Origin of the sequence: Laspinema palackyanum D2c, assembly GCF_025370875.1 — a bacterium.
GTDB classification, from domain to species: Bacteria; Cyanobacteriota; Cyanobacteriia; order Cyanobacteriales; family Laspinemataceae; genus Laspinema; species Laspinema palackyanum.
This window is the reverse complement of the sequence record NZ_JAMXFD010000020.1, coordinates 52,174-69,616: the sequence shown is the minus strand read 5'-3', so window position 1 is coordinate 69,616 and position 17,443 is coordinate 52,174. Positions and strand designations below refer to the sequence as shown.

The 17,443-nt window shown below is 48.5% G+C and carries 15 protein-coding genes; 7 read left to right on the top strand and 8 right to left on the bottom strand.

Annotated features, from left to right (window positions below; genetic code table 11):
* The first annotated feature begins 45 nt into the window (after positions 1-45).
* Together NG795_RS20255 and NG795_RS20250 are read left to right on the top strand one after the other, a co-directional pair.
* Positions 46-423 carry a nuclear transport factor 2 family protein gene (locus NG795_RS20255; protein WP_367290456.1) on the top strand — a complete coding sequence of 126 codons (378 nt, stop codon included), beginning with the start codon at positions 46-48 and terminating at the stop codon, positions 421-423.
* A gap of 205 nt (positions 424-628) precedes the next feature.
* A complete protein-coding gene (locus NG795_RS20250; RefSeq protein WP_367290455.1) occupies positions 629-1,642 on the top strand; it encodes an ABC transporter substrate-binding protein in 1,014 nt (337 codons plus the stop codon).
* A 65-nt stretch (positions 1,643-1,707) separates the two neighbouring features.
* Here the strand turns inward: NG795_RS20250 and NG795_RS20245 are convergent, their stop codons facing one another.
* Both NG795_RS20245 and NG795_RS20240 read right to left on the bottom strand, forming a co-directional pair.
* Complete coding sequence (locus tag NG795_RS20245) at positions 1,708-2,352, bottom strand: Uma2 family endonuclease (protein ID WP_367290454.1); 645 nt, start codon at positions 2,350-2,352, stop codon at positions 1,708-1,710.
* 277 nt (positions 2,353-2,629) lie between these two features.
* Entirely contained in the window at positions 2,630-3,454 is an 825-nt protein-coding gene (locus NG795_RS20240) for an ABC transporter permease (protein ID WP_367290453.1), read from the bottom strand.
* Positions 3,455-3,767: 313 nt separating this feature from the next.
* Between NG795_RS20240 and NG795_RS20235 the strand changes: the two genes are divergently transcribed.
* Complete coding sequence (locus tag NG795_RS20235; protein ID WP_367290452.1) at positions 3,768-4,535, top strand: ABC transporter ATP-binding protein; 768 nt, start codon at positions 3,768-3,770, stop codon at positions 4,533-4,535.
* Between the two features lie 44 nt (positions 4,536-4,579).
* On the opposite strand, the gene queG is transcribed toward NG795_RS20235, so the two are convergent.
* On the bottom strand, positions 4,580-5,518 hold the full coding sequence (gene queG, locus NG795_RS20230) for a tRNA epoxyqueuosine(34) reductase QueG (protein ID WP_367290451.1): 939 nt from the start codon (positions 5,516-5,518) through the stop codon (positions 4,580-4,582).
* 461 nt (positions 5,519-5,979) lie between these two features.
* Between queG and NG795_RS20225 the strand changes: the two genes are divergently transcribed.
* A complete protein-coding gene (locus NG795_RS20225) occupies positions 5,980-6,426 on the top strand; it encodes a ketosteroid isomerase family protein (protein WP_367290450.1) in 447 nt (148 codons plus the stop codon).
* Positions 6,427-6,717: 291 nt separating this feature from the next.
* Here the strand turns inward: NG795_RS20225 and NG795_RS20220 are convergent, their stop codons facing one another.
* The 3 genes from NG795_RS20220 to rsmH all read right to left on the bottom strand — a co-directional run bounded on the left by NG795_RS20220 (position 6,718) and on the right by rsmH (position 10,037).
* Complete coding sequence (locus NG795_RS20220; protein ID WP_367290449.1) at positions 6,718-7,143, bottom strand: ATP-binding protein; 426 nt, start codon at positions 7,141-7,143, stop codon at positions 6,718-6,720.
* 3 nt (positions 7,144-7,146) lie between these two features.
* Complete coding sequence (locus tag NG795_RS20215) at positions 7,147-8,814, bottom strand: SpoIIE family protein phosphatase (RefSeq protein WP_367290448.1); 1,668 nt, start codon at positions 8,812-8,814, stop codon at positions 7,147-7,149.
* A gap of 350 nt (positions 8,815-9,164) precedes the next feature.
* Positions 9,165-10,037, bottom strand: coding sequence for a 16S rRNA (cytosine(1402)-N(4))-methyltransferase RsmH (gene rsmH / locus NG795_RS20210; protein ID WP_367290480.1), 873 nt, complete (start codon positions 10,035-10,037; stop codon positions 9,165-9,167).
* Between the two features lie 192 nt (positions 10,038-10,229).
* Between rsmH and NG795_RS20205 the strand changes: the two genes are divergently transcribed.
* Complete coding sequence (locus NG795_RS20205; RefSeq protein ID WP_367290447.1) at positions 10,230-11,423, top strand: NAD(P)H-quinone oxidoreductase subunit H; 1,194 nt, start codon at positions 10,230-10,232, stop codon at positions 11,421-11,423.
* Between the two features lie 201 nt (positions 11,424-11,624).
* Entirely contained in the window at positions 11,625-12,824 is a 1,200-nt protein-coding gene (locus tag NG795_RS20200; RefSeq protein WP_367290446.1) for a class I SAM-dependent methyltransferase, read from the top strand.
* Between the two features lie 2 nt (positions 12,825-12,826).
* Here the strand turns inward: NG795_RS20200 and NG795_RS20195 are convergent, their stop codons facing one another.
* Together NG795_RS20195 and NG795_RS20190 are read right to left on the bottom strand one after the other, a co-directional pair.
* The gene (locus NG795_RS20195; protein WP_367290445.1) at positions 12,827-14,275 is read right to left on the bottom strand and encodes a hypothetical protein; all 1,449 of its coding nucleotides are present in this window, start codon (positions 14,273-14,275) and stop codon (positions 12,827-12,829) included.
* Between the two features lie 45 nt (positions 14,276-14,320).
* The gene (locus tag NG795_RS20190) at positions 14,321-14,782 is read right to left on the bottom strand and encodes a hypothetical protein (protein WP_367290444.1); all 462 of its coding nucleotides are present in this window, start codon (positions 14,780-14,782) and stop codon (positions 14,321-14,323) included.
* A gap of 53 nt (positions 14,783-14,835) precedes the next feature.
* Here NG795_RS20190 and NG795_RS20185 point away from each other — a divergent pair.
* Positions 14,836-17,443: nSTAND1 domain-containing NTPase (locus NG795_RS20185; protein WP_367290443.1), on the top strand; the 2,608-nt coding region annotated here is incomplete at its 3' end.

The following is a 17,443-nucleotide window of genomic DNA, read 5'->3' as shown; positions in this document are numbered from 1 at the left end:
TTTCACGTTCTTAGCTTAGATTTTTTTAATTAAGGGAGAAATACTATGAATAAAACAGTGGAGAATCAAATTATTAATGCCGAAGAATGTCTGAGGCAGGCAATGCTTGCTTCTGATGTAAGGGTTTTAAATGAATTACTTGCCCCAGAAATTCTGATTACCAGTCATTTGGGAGAATTATTGAAGAAACAAGATGATATAGGCGCGCATGAATCGGGTTTAATTAAAATTCATGAATTGGAACCATCGGAGCAGCATATTCAACTACATGGAGAAGTTGCGATCGTTTCTGTCCGCATGAAAATCACTGGGAGTTACAATGGCAGCCCTGCAAATGGAGACTTTCGTTTCACGCGAGTTTGGGCTGTCTCTTCAAGCGGAAGTTGGCATATCGTTGCAGCTCATATCGGTAAAATATCTTAAAATCCGTAAATTTTGAGGCGATCGCCAATTCATCCGTCTCTGATTTCTGTAGAAGTCGTTTAGGGATTAGAATTACCCGAAAACCCCAGAGGCAACGTCCCTCCTTGACGCTTGCTCCTCCATTGGAAAACTTTACCCTCGATGATTCACCCTAGCGATTCAAGTCAGATACAATACAATCGCGTCTATCCTATTTCCTCAACTCATGACTCAACGTTGGACTCGTCGTCAAACTCTGTGGATGCTCGTTGGTGCCGCTGGGGGTCTGGCTTTACACGCTTGTACTCCTCCTGCTAATAACCAATCCCCTGCCCTAGGTTTATTTACTTGGGTAGGTTCTACTCCCCTTTATATTGCCCAAGCTAAAGGCTTTTTTCAAAACCGGGGGTTAAACTTAGATATTAAAGTCTTTAATGCCAATACCGATGCCAATATTGCTTTTATTTCTCGTCGGTTAGATGCGGTTTCTCCGGTGGGATCGGAAGCCGTAACTTTAGCAGCAGCAGGCAAGGCATTTAAAATTGTTTTAGTCCAAGATACTTCTGTCGGGGCAGATGGAATTTTGGCCCGCCGTAGTATTACCAGTTTATCGGATTTTAAAGGTAAACAAATTGCAGTAGAAGAAGGCAGTGTCAGTCATTTTTTCCTGTTGCAAGTGTTGGATACAGTAGGTTTAGGGGCGGGGGATTTTACGTTAATTAATGCGCCACCGGATGCCGCTGCGGCAGCGTATCAAAGTGGCAATATTCCCATCGCCGTCACTTATGCGCCCTATTTACAACAAGCCAATACTGCCCAACCCGATGGGCGAATTATTTATGATTCTTCCCAAATGCCGACGGCAATTAATGACCTTTATGTGTTTGATGCGGACTATGCCGATCGCAATCCAGACATGGTAGAAGCCTTTGTTGCCGGAGTTTTGGAAGGATTGGCATTTCTGGAAGCAAATCCCGAGGAAGGAGTGGCGATCGCCTCCACTCAATTAGGCATTCCCCCCGATGAATTGCAAGCAGGATTACAAGGAGTGCGTCTCCCGGATTTGGATGCCAATATCGAGATGCTGGCGAATCCTGAGAGTGAACTCTATTTATTAAATACCATGAATTCCCTTGCCCAATTCTTACAATCTCAAAATCAAATCCAACAAGTTCCCGATTTAACACCCTTGATTGAACCGAGATTTGTTCTTGCCCTGCGAGACAAACAAGCAAGTTAGGATAATCTGGGGATGATTGCAAATTTTGATTTGCTTCATCCCCTAAACTTTGAGTCAGCAATTCTCTAGCTTGGTAATTGCGATCGCACCCACTGCCGAAATTCCCGCAGTCGAGCATTTTCTCCTTTTTCCGAGTCTACCTGCATAAACCGCGCCAACTCTTTCACCGGAAACGCCCCAAACGCTAAACTATTCTCTGATTCTACATACCCTGTCTCAGTCAAACAATAAAGACTGAGTTTCCCCTCCTGATAACGCCATACCTCGGGAACTTTTAATTCTGCATAAATCTCCATTTGATTTACAGAGGAATGGGTTGTATCAATTTCAATCGCTAAATCAGGCGGGGGGTCTACGGCTAAATTAATCTTTAATTTACCGCGCATTGCCGGTTCATTTTGAATATAAAAACATTCATCCGCTTCTTTGCCGACTGCCTTGGGTTGCGATCGCCAGGTTGTGGATTTTAACCCGCAAATTTCCATCTCCAGTTCCTCCGATAGCGCCGTAATCAAACGCCCCAAAATCCAGCTATAGCTTTGATGTTCCGGTAACGGCGTCATCAGTTCTAACGTTCCCTGGTAGTAAGTCATGCGAGGCGTTGGATTTTCTGCAAAAATCGCCAGCAGTTGTTCATACATCTGCCAACTGACGCCATACAAAACCAGATACGAACCGGCTTCTGGGGGTGTAACTAGGGTTTGAGTCATAGAGCAAATTTAGGGGCAGTGGGGTCGAACCCTGGTTCGGTTTGCGCTCTTCTATTGTATCAGAGGTTTGAGGAGGCGATCGCAATTGGGGCGAAACCGAACAAAACCCCAGACTGTTTTCTTAAGATGAACACAGAGATATAGAGTTTTCCGGACTCATCAGGGACCGAGGCTATAAAAATATACCTCATAACGATGCAACCCGCTCTTTCCCTTGTCCCCAGACGCAGGGAATGAGTGCCAATTTATAGCCACTTCATCCCCCTAACCTTTGGGTTTAATGTTGAGAATGTTCCGCCCAAGGGGTGACTCGTTTGGATAGGGTTTTAAAGGCTAAATCTAGGAGTAAGCCGATCGCCCCAATGACTACAATCGTTACTAAGACGCGATCGGTTTGTACAAACCGTTGCGCCCGGGCAATTCTAAACCCTAACCCGCGATCGGCTGCAATTAATTCAGAAATTACTAAGAAATTCCAAGCCCCCGCTACATTCACCCGCAAGGTATCCAAAATACTGGGAACCGATGCGGGTAAAATGACCCGAAATAAAATATCGCGGCGATTCGCCCCTAGGGTATAAGCCGCATTCAAGAGTTCATTGGGAATAAACTTGACCGCATCAGCAATCATCAGGGCATTATAAAAGACAATGCCTAAAAAAATAATCACAATTTTGGCACTTTCCCCCAGTCCAAACCAAACAATAATCAGGGGAATAAATGCCGCGACTGGCATATATCGCACAGTTCCTACAATGGGGCTAAATAAACTATCCATACTGTAAAAAGTTCCCATTGCAATGCCGATGGGGATGCCAACGGCAGCCGCTGCAAAAAATCCGGCAGCGACGCGCAGGAAACTGGCAACCACATCCCCCCATAAGTTCTCGTGGGCAAACATTTGAATGCCTGCACTAAAAACAGCGGTGGGGGTGGGTAAGAGCATCGGTGAGATCCACCCGCCATAGCTTAAAATAGACCAAACTACCAAGGGAATAGCTAGGGCGCTGATGGCTAACAAAATTCGGAGTTGGTAAGGAAATCCTTGCCGAATGCTCCAAAATATGGAAGGCTTAAGATAGGGTTTAGGCGATCGCGGCATAATCTTTCAGTCTCTCGTCGCAACGAATCCCATCTACTCTATCGCAGTTCCCATCCCGACGATGGCGACTGCCCAGGGATTAAAATAACGTTACCATTGCGGCGCGCCAACTTTTTTTAAAAAAATGTGCCGCATCTTGATTTTTATGATAATCTATTAGATAATGAGAGTGGTGACTAAAATTTTACAACAAGCACCACTTTCATTATCTCATATAATAGCATGAACAGCCCGTTTTGCAACCCCAACCTCAAAAAAAAATCGCGCCGCGCCCCAAAATTTTATTTAAAATAACCAGATTGCAATTAATCAAATGAACCAAGCCGCCCCCGAACTTGAATCCCTCAAACTAGAAGTCAAAGGACTCTATAAAACCTTCGATCGCCTAGTGGTCCTAGAGAATATTAACCTGTATCTCCAGGCCAATGAATTTGTCTGTATCGTCGGGGCCTCCGGCTGTGGAAAATCCACCTTATTAAGTATTATAGCAGGATTGACAACCCCCACATCTGGGCAAGTGCTAATGGATGGAGAACCCGTCTTAGGGCCGGGATGCGATCGCGGGACAATCTTCCAGAACTACTCCTTATTTCCCTGGCTAACCGTATCCGATAACATCGGATTTGGACTCTCCCTCAAAGGCATGAGCAAACCGCAACAACGAGAAATCATCAACTATTACTTAGAAGTTGTCGGATTAACCAAATTTAGCCATGCTTACCCCAAACAACTCTCCGGCGGAATGAAACAACGAGTGGCGATCGCCCGCGCCTTAGCCAACGAACCCGAAGTCTTACTGATGGATGAACCCTTTGGAGCCTTAGACGCCCAAACCAAAGAACAGATGCAACAATTCACCTTGCAACTGTGGGAAAAAACCCAAACTACCATCCTCATGATCACCCATGATTTAGAAGAAGGAATCTTTCTCTCCCAGCGCATTTATATCATGAGTGCCAATCCTGGACAAATAAAAGAAGAACAAGCCATCTCCCTACCCCCCTCTCGCACCTTAGACACCAAACTCACCCCAGAATTCATAGAAATCAAACGCCACCTCATTCACACCCTTCGCACCTAATTCCCTCCGTGAAAATCAGGGAAATCAGTGGTTACCCTCCCCTCTTAAATCCTCTTAATCCCCTTTAAATTCGCCCCAGCATTCCGCCTCCACATCGCCGGTTTAATCCGACGCAACGCTGACCCCCGAAAACGCCGGTCCCACTCCTCATCCGAAATATCTGCTAACTCTGCCAGAGTCGGTGCAACATTCTCAGGATAGGGTTGAAACTCAGCAACATCCGTCGGTTGAGCAAAGCGTTGATTCCAGGGACAGACTTCTTGGCAAATATCACAACCGGCAACCCAGCCGCTTAAGTGAGGTTGGATCGACTCGGGCAAGGTTTCTGAACGATTTTCGATGGTATGATAGGCGATACAACGATTGGCATCGACTACAAAGGGTTTGGCGATCGCCCCGGTGGGACAAGCCTGGATACAACGGGTACAAGTGCCGCAATGGGAGGTATGACGAGAATCAGGGGGTAAAGGTAAATTAGTGAGAACTTCCCCGAGAAAGATCCAGGAACCGTACTGTCGAGAAATCACATTGCCATTTTTAGCAATCCAACCGATTCCGGCCCGTTGTGCTAACACTTTGTCTGGTACAGGGCCGGTATCCGCATAATAGCGGGCTTGAATATCTGGATTGTGCCCTTGCAGCCATAAAGTGAGAGCTTTTAGCTTTTTATGCATGATTTTATGATAGTCCCGCCCCCAGCCATAGCGAGAGATTTTGGCATAACCTGCGTCTTGGGAATGTTGGTGTTCGGTGTAGTAGTTGAGGGCGACACAGATCGCGGATTGGACATCGGGCATGACTTGGCGGATATCCTGGCGTTTGGGATTGTTCATCCAATCCATTTCAGCCTGATAGCCTTGGGCTAACCACTGTTGTAAGGCGGCGATGGGGGCGGGGTCTGGAGGGTCGATCGCCGCAATACCGACTTGATGAAATCCCAATTCTTGGGCTTTGGCTTTGATTTGGGTGGGGGTGGGGTTCATGGCTGGATTTCGGGGTAGGTGGATGGGAGTCAATCCGCTGGAATGAAGACAGTCACCGGGGTTGGGGAGTCTCATTACTCTAGGTTAAGACAATGATTGGTAATTCTGATTGTCGAAGGGTTGTTATTTGTAAAGAAATGTTACATAATGGGATTCAAGAAGGAAAAGCGTCAAGCGAAAACAATCCGCTGACTGGCTTAATCCCCCTTGTTGGTGGCAGAACCTACAAGGCGGCGAAGACTCTTTAAATTTTAAACTCTGTAAGTTTTTATCTGGATCTGGAGGAGGAGATAAAACCCTCCGATTGAGATTGATATAAGTTTTTCCAACGTTCTTGCCTCTCCCTAGGCAAACCCCTATCTGGCTTGTGGAAGTTTTGGTTTTCTTCCCCAGCCAGATTTTATTTGTTGACATAGAATTATAATGGTTATTAGTTTAATTCAAAATTTTAGGAGACAATTATGACAAATTTAGAGACCCTGACTGAGAGTAATTCTAACTTCAACCTGGACAATTCTATGCCGGAAGGGGGAAGACAGGAAGAGTTTCCTGCAACAATTCAGCAGTATTTTAATGGATTGAATGAAGGGCAGTTTGAATCCGTCAGTTGTTTATTTGCACCAGAGGGGGAATTGCGGCCACCGTTTGAGGAACCTGTGGTGGGACCGGAGGCGATCGCTGCTTATTTAGAAGCCGAAGCCAAAGGAATGAAACTGTACCCGAGAGCCGAATTTCAAGAGGGGGTTGAAGGGGAGAACCGCTATTTTGAAATTCCCGGACAGGTAGAGACGACTGTTTTTAAAGTGAATGTTTCCTGGTTTTTTGTCCTGAATCCAGAGACAGAAATTCTCAGCGTCCGGGTCAAACTGTTAGCCTCGCTGAAAGAATTAGTCAACTTCAGACGGTAGGAAGTTGGAAGGGGGGATGGGGGAGATGGGGAGGATGGGGAGGATGGGGGAGATGGGGAGGATGGGGAGGATGGGGGAGACCGCCATCGAGATGGGGAGGATGGGGGAGAGGGAATCTTTAATTTTTTGAAGATAGAATGCACCCCTTGTTCAGAGGGAAGGCGAGAGGGGAACGTCAAGGGGCGATCGCCTAGAGAGTAGCTTTCCGAGAGAATCCTCGTTGCTTGAACGGACGATCTGAACCCCAGACAAAAATAGAGCGATCGCCGTTCCACTAGGTCCGGTAATCGCTTACGCTTTTTGTTCCGACATACTCGCTTCCAACTTGAGACAGTTACGACCATCAATTTGGAGACTGTACTCAACGCGATCCATCAGACGATTCATGATTAACCATCCATAACCGCCATCAGGCATTTGTTCAGGAACTGGGGCCATATAGGTCGATAAATCGTACCCTTTGCCGTGATCCCAAACTTCCAGGGCGATATCCCGTTCCTTAAGTTCCAGGCGAACCAGGACCGGGAGATTGGGTTGATCCCGGTGAGCGTGACGCACCACATTAGAATAGGCTTCCGCCAGAACTAAACGTAAGCGATTCGACTGACGGGGCCACTCAATATGATCTCCAAGCTCCATTTCCAGACAGCCCAAAAGCCAGCTTTCGACAATTGTCAAAAACCGCAAGTCGCTTGGGACGTGCAACTCAGTTCTCATTGCTTACAGAACCTCCAGAGAAAGTATAGTTTGGTCATCTTCCTGCTCTTGAGCAATTTCGCGGACGCGAGCTAATAGGTGATTGAGGTCGAGGGGATGATTTTCCTGACCGATCAAGTGCCAGAGACCCTCTTGTTCCAACATCGACCCCTTATGGTGTCCGATAGAGGAGTCTGGGTTGGTGATGGTGGCCTCCGTGAGACCATCGCTCGTTAGCAGAAAAACTTCCCCTGGATTTAACTCCATGCTCCCAACGGTTCCTCGCCAGACTGGAAGAATCCCTAAAGGAATTCCCCGCGCTTTGAGGAAATTGGGTTCGACGGTTGCTGCATCAGAAGACGTTAACATTTGATGAGACCAGACGAGGGGATAGATATGTCCAGCATTGGCATAAGCCAACTCTCTGGTAGAGGGGCGATAACGAGCCACAACCATTGTAATAAAACAGTTGTTGCCCATTAGGTCATCAGCCAGAGCGCTATTGAGGTTCATCATGACCGTTTCGGGTTCTGGCGAAGTTTCCTGCGCCAATTCACGCCGCATCACCGAAATAGCACTTGCCATAAACAGCGCAGCGGGGACCCCTTTACCGGACACATCACCGACAGCGACCCAGATATCACCTTGAGCATGAACGTAGACCTCGAAGAAATCACCACCGACGGCGCGAGCTGGATAGCAAGAGGCTTGAACCCGAGCGGTTTCAAATTCCGGCCAACTTTGCCGAAGCAAATTGGTTTGAATTTGACGAGCCACCTCTAATTCAGCCATCATTTGCTGGGCTTGCTCCTCCGTGCGCTGATAAAGCTTGGCTTGAGACAGCGCCAGGGCCGCTTGTTCGGTCACCCCTTCAATCAATTGGATATCTTCAGGAGACCAACTGGTAGCGCTGCCATCTTGGTAGACGGACATCACCGCGAGCAGATCCTTTTGGTAACTCAGGGGGACAACCAAGCGAGTGGAATCCTTGCCATTGTTGTCTCCTTGAACTAATTGAGTCTGACGGCTTTCCAGGACGGTGGCAATCAGGGAATCCTCCTCCTCGGGTACATCAATGGAGCCTGTATCGGGGTTCAGATAGGAAAACGAGTCTGGCGTGAGGCGATCGCCCTCGACAGGTCGCAGAATGCAACGAGTCGCCTCAAAATTTTCGCCAACCGTTTCCACAATCGTCTGCAACATACTGCGATAGTCCAACGACTCCCGAATCGCACTCATCACCGCATTAAATAATGCTTCTCGGCGCAGGGCGCGACGCAGGATATTCGTACTTTGCTTAACGACCTTGTAAGTTTCCGACGCTTGCTGAACCACTGCCTTTAATTCTTCAGGGTTCCACGGTTTTGTGATGTACTTGAATACTTGGCCGGAGTTAATCGCCTCTACCAGGTCCTCTACATCGGTGTAGCCGGTCAGTAGAATCCGAATCGTATCGGGAAACCGTTCTACCGTTTTACTGAGAAACTCCGTGCCGTTCATTTCTGGCATTCGCTGGTCTGAAATAATCACGGCCATTTCGCCGCTTTCGTCCAGCTCCTCCAGAGCTTTAAACGCACTATCTGCTCGATAAACGTCAAAGTCCCGCCGAAACGTCCGGTATAGCAAGTCTAGGTTGTCGATTTCATCATCGACCACCATCAGTTTCAGCTTGCTCCCTTTTCCCCGACTCATGCGATACCCCACTTACAGGCTATATGGATTCAGTGTGACTTGCGCCCTTGTACGGCTGTTTTCGACGGGCCGATCTCAATCGGGTGCCTAACGGGTTGAGAACACCACTGGCAAATCACGCTTTGGGTGGGCATTCCTTTCTTTATAAAAGTACCCGGCGATCGGCAGGCACTAACGGGCTTTGCTCCGCTCAAATGAGCTTAACATAGAGAGCTGGCTTGTTAGCAGCCTGCCATTGAGTTCGGTCGATTTGTTAAAGACCGTTACGGTGTTGGGGTGAGGCAGTGGGTCAGTCTTTCTGGCCCCTCCAAGCCCCTGGCATCAGGATTAACCCAATAGAGTGTCACCTCCTAGGTTAGATCCGGCTCAATGCGCTCGAATAATCTCAACTTTGCCGATCGCGATCGCGAATTGTGGGCAATTTCTGCTTCCCCGGGCGTGATCGGCTTTTTCGTCAGCACCTTTAGAAGCGGTGAATCCCGCATCCGATGCTTAACCAGTCGATCTTCTAGGCTATGAAAGCTAATAATACCCAGCCGTCCCCCCGGATGCAACCACAAGGGAGCCTTTTCTAAAAAGGTTTCCAAAGCAGCCAGTTCCCCATTCACCGCAATCCGCAAAGCTTGAAACACCCGGGTAGCCGGATGAATTTTGCCATGACGGGACTTCCCCGGCACCGAAGAAGCCACTGCCGACGCCAACTGAGTCGTAGTTTCCAACGGACGCCGTTCCACAATTCGCCGTGCAATCCGACGAGAAAACCGTTCCTCCCCATAGCGATAAAAAATATCTGCCAACTCCACCTCATCCCAATAATTCACAATATCCGCCGCACTCAACTCCTGCCGTTCATCCATTCTCATATCCAAAGGAGCCTCATACCGAAAACTAAACCCCCGTTCCGGGCGATCTAACTGCGCCGAACTCACCCCCAAATCCGCCACAATCCCATCAAACCGCATCTCTTGGGGCTGATACTCCGCAAAATTTCCCTGCCAAAATGTCACCGCATCCCCATACTCCGCCAACCGACTCCCTGCTGCATCCAAGGCGAGGCGATCGCGGTCGATCGCCACCAACTGCACCCCAGGGGCCGCCTCCAAAATCAATCGCGAATGACCTCCCCCACCCACCGTCGCATCCAAATAACGCCCCCCCGGACGAATCGCCAACCCCTCCACCACTTCCTGACTCAAAACCGACAAATGGACAAACCCCTCCATTGCCTCCGGATTTACACTCACTCCCTGATTTACCACGGACCCAATCTCCCTATAATGATGAAAGCAATGAAACAAAAAGCAACAATTGGTAACAGCACTGCCGTACCCCGTCCCGATTTTAGATTGTAGAAAATCCCCTATCTGACGTCGGTACAGCAGCCCAAATCTGTCTCAACAGGAGCACCCTCATTTATGGCACCACCAACCCGGATAGAAACTAGAACCGATCCCATGATTCTCAGCATGGGACCGCACCATCCCTCCATGCACGGGGTCCTGCGCCTAATCGTCACCCTTGACGGCGAGGATGTAGTCGATTGCGAGCCAGTCTTGGGCTACCTGCATAGAGGCATGGAGAAAATTGCCGAAAACCGCACCAACATCATGTTCGTTCCCTACGTTAGTCGCTGGGACTACGCTGAGGGAATGTTCAATGAAGCGGTAACCGTCAATGCACCGGAAAAACTCGCCGACATTGAAGTACCCCGACGTGCCAGCTACCTGCGGGTGATCATGCTGGAACTGAACCGTCTTGCTAACCACTTACTCTGGTTGGGACCCTTCCTCGCCGATGTCGGAGCACTGAGTCCATTCTTCTACATTTTCCGCGATCGGGAAATGATTTATGACCTCTGGGAAGCCGCCACCGGGCAACGCATGGTCAATAATAACTACTTCCGCATCGGTGGCGTCGCCGCTGACATCCCCTACGGTTGGGTGGATAAATGCGAAGACTTTTGCGACTACTTCGATCCCGTCATTGACGAATACGAACGCCTAATCACCAACAACCCCATTTTCCGTCGCCGGATTCAAAACCTCGGCGTCATCTCTCGGGAAGAAGCCATCAACTGGGGTCTCTCCGGTCCCGTCTTAAGAGCATCCGGCGTCAAATGGGATTTAAGAAAAGTTGACCATTACGAATGTTATGACGACTTTGATTGGGAAGTCTGCTGGGCAACCGAGGGGGACTGTTTAGCCCGATATATCGTCCGCATGGCCGAAATGCGCGAATCCGTCAAAATCCTCCGCCAAGCCTTGAAGGGTCTTCCCGGTGGACCTTACGAGAACCTAGAAGCCAAGCGGATGATGGAAGGACCCAAATCCGAATGGAACGGATTTGACTATCAATTCATCGCCAAAAAGATTGCCCCCACCTTTAAAATTCCCGCTGGAGAGCATTATTTCCGCGTGGAAAGTGGCAAAGGAGAACTGGGAATTTATCTGATTGGTAATGATAATGTCTTCCCCTGGCGCTGGAAAATCCGCGCTGCTGACTTCAATAATCTGCAAGTCTTGTCCTCTATTTTACGCGGTAACAAAGTTGCAGATATTGTGGCAATTCTCGGCAGTATCGATGTGATTATGGGTTCCGTGGACCGATAATTAAACGTTGATGAGTTTTGAGTTTTGAAGCAACAACCGGCGGGGGTTTAAACCCCCGCCTAACAGAATCAAGCCGGATAAATCCGACTAATAACACACCTCTCGTGTCACGGCAGAGCCATGACACGCATTCTTAGCGGCTCTGCCGCCTAATTCCTATAGGGTAACCAATACCCCTCTCCTATTAAATACTAACTCAATATGTCGAACTTGTTAATCCCAATCATCCAAGAAAAAATCCAACAACATCCCCAACGGCAAATCACCTTTGCCGACTATATGGAATTAGCCCTCTACCATCCCCAACATGGATATTATGCCGCCCATGTCGGAAAAATTGGCGCACAGGGAGACTTTATGACTTCCCCCCACTTAGGCGCAGATTTTGGAGAAATGCTGGCAGTCCAATTTATCGAAATCTGGGAAATTCTCGGACATCCCACCCCATTTCACCTCGTAGAAATGGGTGCGGGACAAGGATTAATCGCTGCCGATGTCATCAAATATCTTTATCGCCACCATCGAGATTGTTTTGCAGCAACGGAATATCTAATCATCGAACAATCCCCAGCAATGCGCCAGTTACAACAGCAGCAATTCTCCAAACTCTCCAGCGGCGGGGCAAATTTGCGCTGGGTAACTTGGGAGGAAATTGCAGCAGATTCAATCACCGGATGTTTCTTTTCTAATGAATTAATCGATGCCTTCCCGGTGCATCAAATCCAGGTAGAAGAGGGAAAACTTCACGAAATTTATATCACCACCTCGGACAAAATACCCGAGTCTCCCGAAGCATCTCCCTTTCAAGAAATCCCTGGGGAACTCTCCACTCCCAAAATTACCGAATATTTTCAACTCATTGACATTGACATCACGGGGAAACCCTACCCCGACGGATATCGCACCGAAGTCAATCTGGCGGCATTGGATTGGGTGAGACAAGTGAGCGAAAAACTCAATCAGGGATATGTGCTAACCATTGATTATGGATATCCGGCTCACGGATATTATACACCAATGCGACATCAAGGAACATTACAATGTTATTATCAACACCGCTATCATGATAATCCTTATATTTTAATTGGAGAACAGGATATAACCGCTCATGTTGATTTTACCGCATTGGAACGACAAGGGGAGTCCTGTGGATTGGAGAAATTGGGGTTTACCCAGCAGGCGATGTTTTTAATGGCATTGGGGTTAGGCGATCGCATTGCGGCACTCTCCACCACCCCAGGCATGGATTTGGGAACCATGATTAATCGCAGGCAAGTCTTGCATGAGGCGATCGACCCTAGAGGATTAGGGGGTTTTGGGGTGTTGGTACAGGGAAAAGGATTAAGTGAGGACCAGAAGGGGAAAGGGTTAAAAGGGTTGAGGATACCGCCGATGAGGTGAGGTTATTTTTCCTTGCGTTTAATCCATAACCAGGCGATCGCCATAAACAACACCCCGGCAGCGAGACTACATAGCAATGAGAGAAATGCCGCATCCCAGGAGGCAGAAAGACTGGGATTGAGTTCCACCGAGGCGATCGCATTTGTCTCCTGGGTTGTTTCCGTCGTCAGCACTTCCACCGGCACAATCACATAGGGAAACTGTGCCGAAAGGGAAGCAGCGATCGCCGCTGCTGCTAAACCCCACCCGAAGATTGTGATATTATTCTGAAACCGCCGTTCTTGCCTTGCGCGATCAACTTCTACCAACCCCCGAATCGTGGCGATCGCAAACTCCAACCGCTGTAAACCCGGACTCAAATTTTCATAATCTTTTTCCACTTGGCGTAAATATTTATCCGTAACCAGATTGCTAAAATTCGCTAAAAATGCGATATCTGTGAGTTGAGTACCAACCGCCGAAAACTCCTCAGATGTTAATTTTTCAGCAATGATTTCGAGGCGTTTTTTGTAGTTGTCCAGATTAATGGCGATCGTCCGCAATTGATACCCAAAATCATCCACATCAATCGTGTAATCCGAGACAATGTGACGAGCTTGATTGAGAATATCTTTCAGTTTATTTAAAGGTAAATTCTGATACTGGTTCCCGTAAATTTGTTGCAAACAATCTTGAATTGTGATATAACGTTGCTTCAGCCTTTGTTTCAGTTCCCGGGTCTGTCCATAAGCCCAAAGAATTTTAGCGCGATAAGCAAATAACCGCATCCAATCAGAATATAACTCCGCCCCTGCTTTAGCTGCATTAGCCGTCGGATACAGAACAATGATTACATGATGACTATCAAAAACCCGGGACTTAGATGCCACAGAATCCTCGGATTGATTGTCCGTTTCTTGCAGCAATAGCTTAAAACAATCCAGTTCAAACACAGTCCCCCCCAACAGGTGACCTTGACCCCGAAAATTCTCCTGCCAATTCGCCCAAGGAAACAACGCCTTATAACAAATTTGAGCCACATCTTCCGGATTTTGACCCGGGTGAGGTAACTGCCCATAAATCAACCAACTTTGACCTAACGTCGCCGAACTTTCGCCCAGACGACGCTTTATTTCCCCCTTAATTTGTTTAATACATTTTGCCGGTTGCGGAGTCAATTCATCCGACACCGAACAATCCAGCAACAGCCCATACATATCGCTCATCCGCACTGGGTAATAAAACCCTTCGTAACCCTGATTGCTGAATTGGTAAAATTCGTTCTTTTTCGGTAAAAGTTCTTCATACTCCGATTCAAACCCAGAATCAAACTTGAGCCGGTTATGCAGAGTTTCCGGTAATTTTTGTTTAAAATTATCCCAATTTTCTTGCACTTTCTCAGGATTATCGCCTAATCCATCCCGCAAATCATAGATAAATAAATCAACTGTGGGATAAATGATATCATTCATACAACTTTGTCATTGAATTTCCTGGAGGCAATCAGCAGGATTGTCCTAAAATATCGGTGCTTGCGGTAACTCCCAATACTCCTCCAAACCCTCAATTTTTTTAACACTTTTATCCGGGCGATCGCGCGTCATCACCATCCGACTCAAATTCACCACTTCACTCGTCCGTTGATTCGGCTTCCCTTGGGGTAGATAACCTCGGTCAATCTCCCGGATGCCGAGTTGCTGCTGGAGCAAATTTTTCGGCGGCAACCATTGATATAACTGCCCTTCCTCCAGAGACGCAACTTTTGTCATCGCTTCTTGATAGAGTTGATTTAAGCCGGGATTTTTCTCCAAAATTGTGTTAACTTCCTCGATAATGGCCTTCTCCTTGTCTGGACGAAGTTCCAAGAGAGTCCCCACATTATTTTGCAAATCCACAACTTCCGCCATCGTCAGTTCGTCGTCCAGCCGGTACAGGGCCAGCAAAAAAGCCAGTAAAGTTTTGTCAACCGAAGTTTCCATAGATTTGGGGTATTATAATTCAGATACCAATAATTCTAGCGGATGGTGGGCCAATGAAAAAGCGGCAAGCATTGGTAGTCGGGATTAATGATTATCTGGTTCTGCATGAATTGCGGACCCCAGCCAACGACGCGAATGCAGTCGCCCAAAAACTGATAGAACTCGGATTCGAGGTCACTGGATTACCCGCCGCCTCCACTCAAGAAGCATGGCGCGTCCATCCCGAGAAACAGTTACTCACCCACGAATTAGAAAACGCCATTACCAACCTCTTCGCCCTCGATGCCAATGTCAGCATTCCCGAAACCGCCCTGCTGTTTTTTGCGGGTCACGGATTGCGAAAAGTCAAAGGCAACCTCACCAAGGGTTTTTTAGCCACCAGTCGCGTGGATAGCAAAGAATCCTGGGGATTTCCCCTCAAAGAATTGCGCGAGATTTTAGAAAAAAGTCGCGTCAAACAGCAGATTGTGATATTAGACTGCTGTCACGCTGGAGAACTGCTCAACTTTGACGAAGCCGATCCGGGGGATGGGGAAACCATCTCCCGCTGTTTTATCGCCGCTTGTCGAGAATTTGAGCCCGCTTACGAACCCACAACCGGAGAACATAGCGTCCTCACCGAAGCGCTATTGCAAGGGTTGCAGCAAGAGGGGATTATCAGCAACGTCACCTTATCAAAAGCGATCGAAACTGCCTTACAAACCCGCAACCAAACCCCCATTTGTCATAACTGGGGCGAAATCGTCCTGAGAGATCCGGGAGTCGAACTGCCAGAGGAAATTCTCCAGGATGAATGTCCCTACAAAGGATTAGAAGCCTTTCAAGAACGGGATGCCAAATATTTCTTTGGCCGGGACAAACTGACCCAAACCTTAGTTTATCGCCTGCGAGACAGCCAATTTCTGGCAGTTTTGGGCATTTCCGGCAGTGGAAAATCCTCCCTTGTGAGAGCTGGTTTAATCCCGGACTTAAAGCAAGGCAGCACCCTTTCCGAGAGCAAAACCTGGAAAATCTGTACTCCATTCAAACCCGGAGACGACCCCCTCGCCAGTTTAGCGCAAGTCTTGGTGGACGAGAACCTCTGCACCTCAGAACAAGCCACCCAGGAACTCGCCAAAGGTGCGAAAGGCTTACACCGGCTGATTTCCCCAGCAAATGCCCCTTGCGTGTTCGTCGTGGATCAGTTCGAGCAAGTGTTTACCCAATGTCAAGATCCGGCAAAGCGATCGCAGTTTTTTGACTGTTTGTTAGGGGCGACTGACTCTGACTCACTTCGTGACAAGGGGGATTGGGGGAGATCGGCAACCTCACCCCTGCGCGTCATCATCACCATGCGGGCGGATTTTTTGGGCAAATGTGCGGAATATCCCCAACTGGCGAAACTCATCGAAACCCATCAGGCGATCGTCACCGAAATGAAGGAGGCGGAGTTACGAGAGGCGATCGGCAAACCCGCCAAAAAAGTCAACTGGAACATCCCCCCAGACCTGGAAAACCTGATGGTTGCAGATGTTCAGAAATCCCCCGGCAGTTTGCCCTTATTGCAAGACATCCTCCAACAACTCTGGGACCGACGCAGCCAACGGTTGACCGTCCAAACCTATCAAGACATGGGCGGCGTCCAAAAAGCGCTACAAAATCGAGCCAATAAAGTTTATCAGACTCTTTCCCCAGAACAACAGACCATAGCCCGGAGTATATTTCTCGAACTCACCCAACTCCTAGAAAACACCAAACCCACCGCCCGACAAGTCCGCAAAACCCAGTTAACCGACTTACCCCCCTCCCCCAAACAGGTGGAAACCGTCCTAGACAAATTAGAAACAGCGCGGTTAGTCGTCACCAGCGAACTCCAAGCCAGAGGGAACCCAGAGGATAAAATCACCGTAGTGGATGTCGCCCACGAATCCCTAATCAGTAACTGGGAGCAATTAGAACAGTGGGTCAACGAAAACCCCGAAGTGAAGCGGCAACGAGACGAAATCCAAGCCAAAGCCCGAGACTGGGAAGACAAAGGCAAACGCCGCGAAGGATTGCTCAGGGGAGCAGATTTAGTTGAGGTCGAGGTATTTGAGCGAAAACATGGCGATACCTTTCCCCTGTCCGCATTGGCGCGAGAGTTTGTGAGAAAAAGCATCCGCCAGCGCCGCACCACCCGCATTGTCAGTATTAGTGCCGTCCTCGCCGTCTTAACCCTAGTCACCGGACTCTGGCTAAATGCCCAACGCCAAGCCACCATTGCCAATTTGCGGGCAAAAGCCGCTCAGGCCCAAAATTTGCTCACCAGTACCCAACCGTTAGATGGGTTAGTCCTGGCCATTCAGGCGACGGGAGAGAGTCAAGACAAATTGCGGCGAGTGATGAGTGTGGTGGAAGCGAGCTTGCTCACTAGCATTCAAACCACTCTAGAACAAAATCGCTACGGCCATCAGAGTTGGGTCTTTGCCGTAGCCATCAGCGCGGATGGTCAGACCATTGTCAGTGGCAGTTCGGACAACACCGTGCGCTTGTGGAACCACCAGGGGGAACAGATTGGGGAACTGCGCGGCCATCAGGGTTCGGTCAACGCTGTAGCCATCAGCGTGGATGGTCAGACCATTGTCAGTGGCAGTTCGGACAACACCGTGCGCTTGTGGAACCACCAGGGGGAACAGATTGGGG

Bases quoted from the DNA above. Each gene is read 5' to 3' on its own strand.
- NG795_RS20190 (WP_367290444.1), bottom strand. From the start codon at position 14,782: ATGGAAACTTCGGTTGACAAAACTTTACTGGCTTTTTTGCTGGCCCTG.
- rsmH (WP_367290480.1), bottom strand. From the start codon at position 10,037: ATGGAGGGGTTTGTCCATTTGTCGGTTTTGAGTCAGGAAGTGGTGGAG.
- NG795_RS20240 (WP_367290453.1), bottom strand. From the start codon at position 3,454: ATGCCGCGATCGCCTAAACCCTATCTTAAGCCTTCCATATTTTGGAGC.
- NG795_RS20245 (WP_367290454.1), bottom strand. From the start codon at position 2,352: ATGACTCAAACCCTAGTTACACCCCCAGAAGCCGGTTCGTATCTGGTT.
- queG (WP_367290451.1), bottom strand. From the start codon at position 5,518: ATGAACCCCACCCCCACCCAAATCAAAGCCAAAGCCCAAGAATTGGGA.
- NG795_RS20195 (WP_367290445.1), bottom strand. From the start codon at position 14,275: ATGAATGATATCATTTATCCCACAGTTGATTTATTTATCTATGATTTG.
- NG795_RS20235 (WP_367290452.1), top strand. From the start codon at position 3,768: ATGAACCAAGCCGCCCCCGAACTTGAATCCCTCAAACTAGAAGTCAAA.
- NG795_RS20220 (WP_367290449.1), bottom strand. From the start codon at position 7,143: ATGAGAACTGAGTTGCACGTCCCAAGCGACTTGCGGTTTTTGACAATT.
- NG795_RS20215 (WP_367290448.1), bottom strand. From the start codon at position 8,814: ATGAGTCGGGGAAAAGGGAGCAAGCTGAAACTGATGGTGGTCGATGAT.
- NG795_RS20250 (WP_367290455.1), top strand. From the start codon at position 629: ATGACTCAACGTTGGACTCGTCGTCAAACTCTGTGGATGCTCGTTGGT.
- NG795_RS20200 (WP_367290446.1), top strand. From the start codon at position 11,625: ATGTCGAACTTGTTAATCCCAATCATCCAAGAAAAAATCCAACAACAT.
- NG795_RS20205 (WP_367290447.1), top strand. From the start codon at position 10,230: ATGGCACCACCAACCCGGATAGAAACTAGAACCGATCCCATGATTCTC.
- NG795_RS20255 (WP_367290456.1), top strand. From the start codon at position 46: ATGAATAAAACAGTGGAGAATCAAATTATTAATGCCGAAGAATGTCTG.
- NG795_RS20225 (WP_367290450.1), top strand. From the start codon at position 5,980: ATGACAAATTTAGAGACCCTGACTGAGAGTAATTCTAACTTCAACCTG.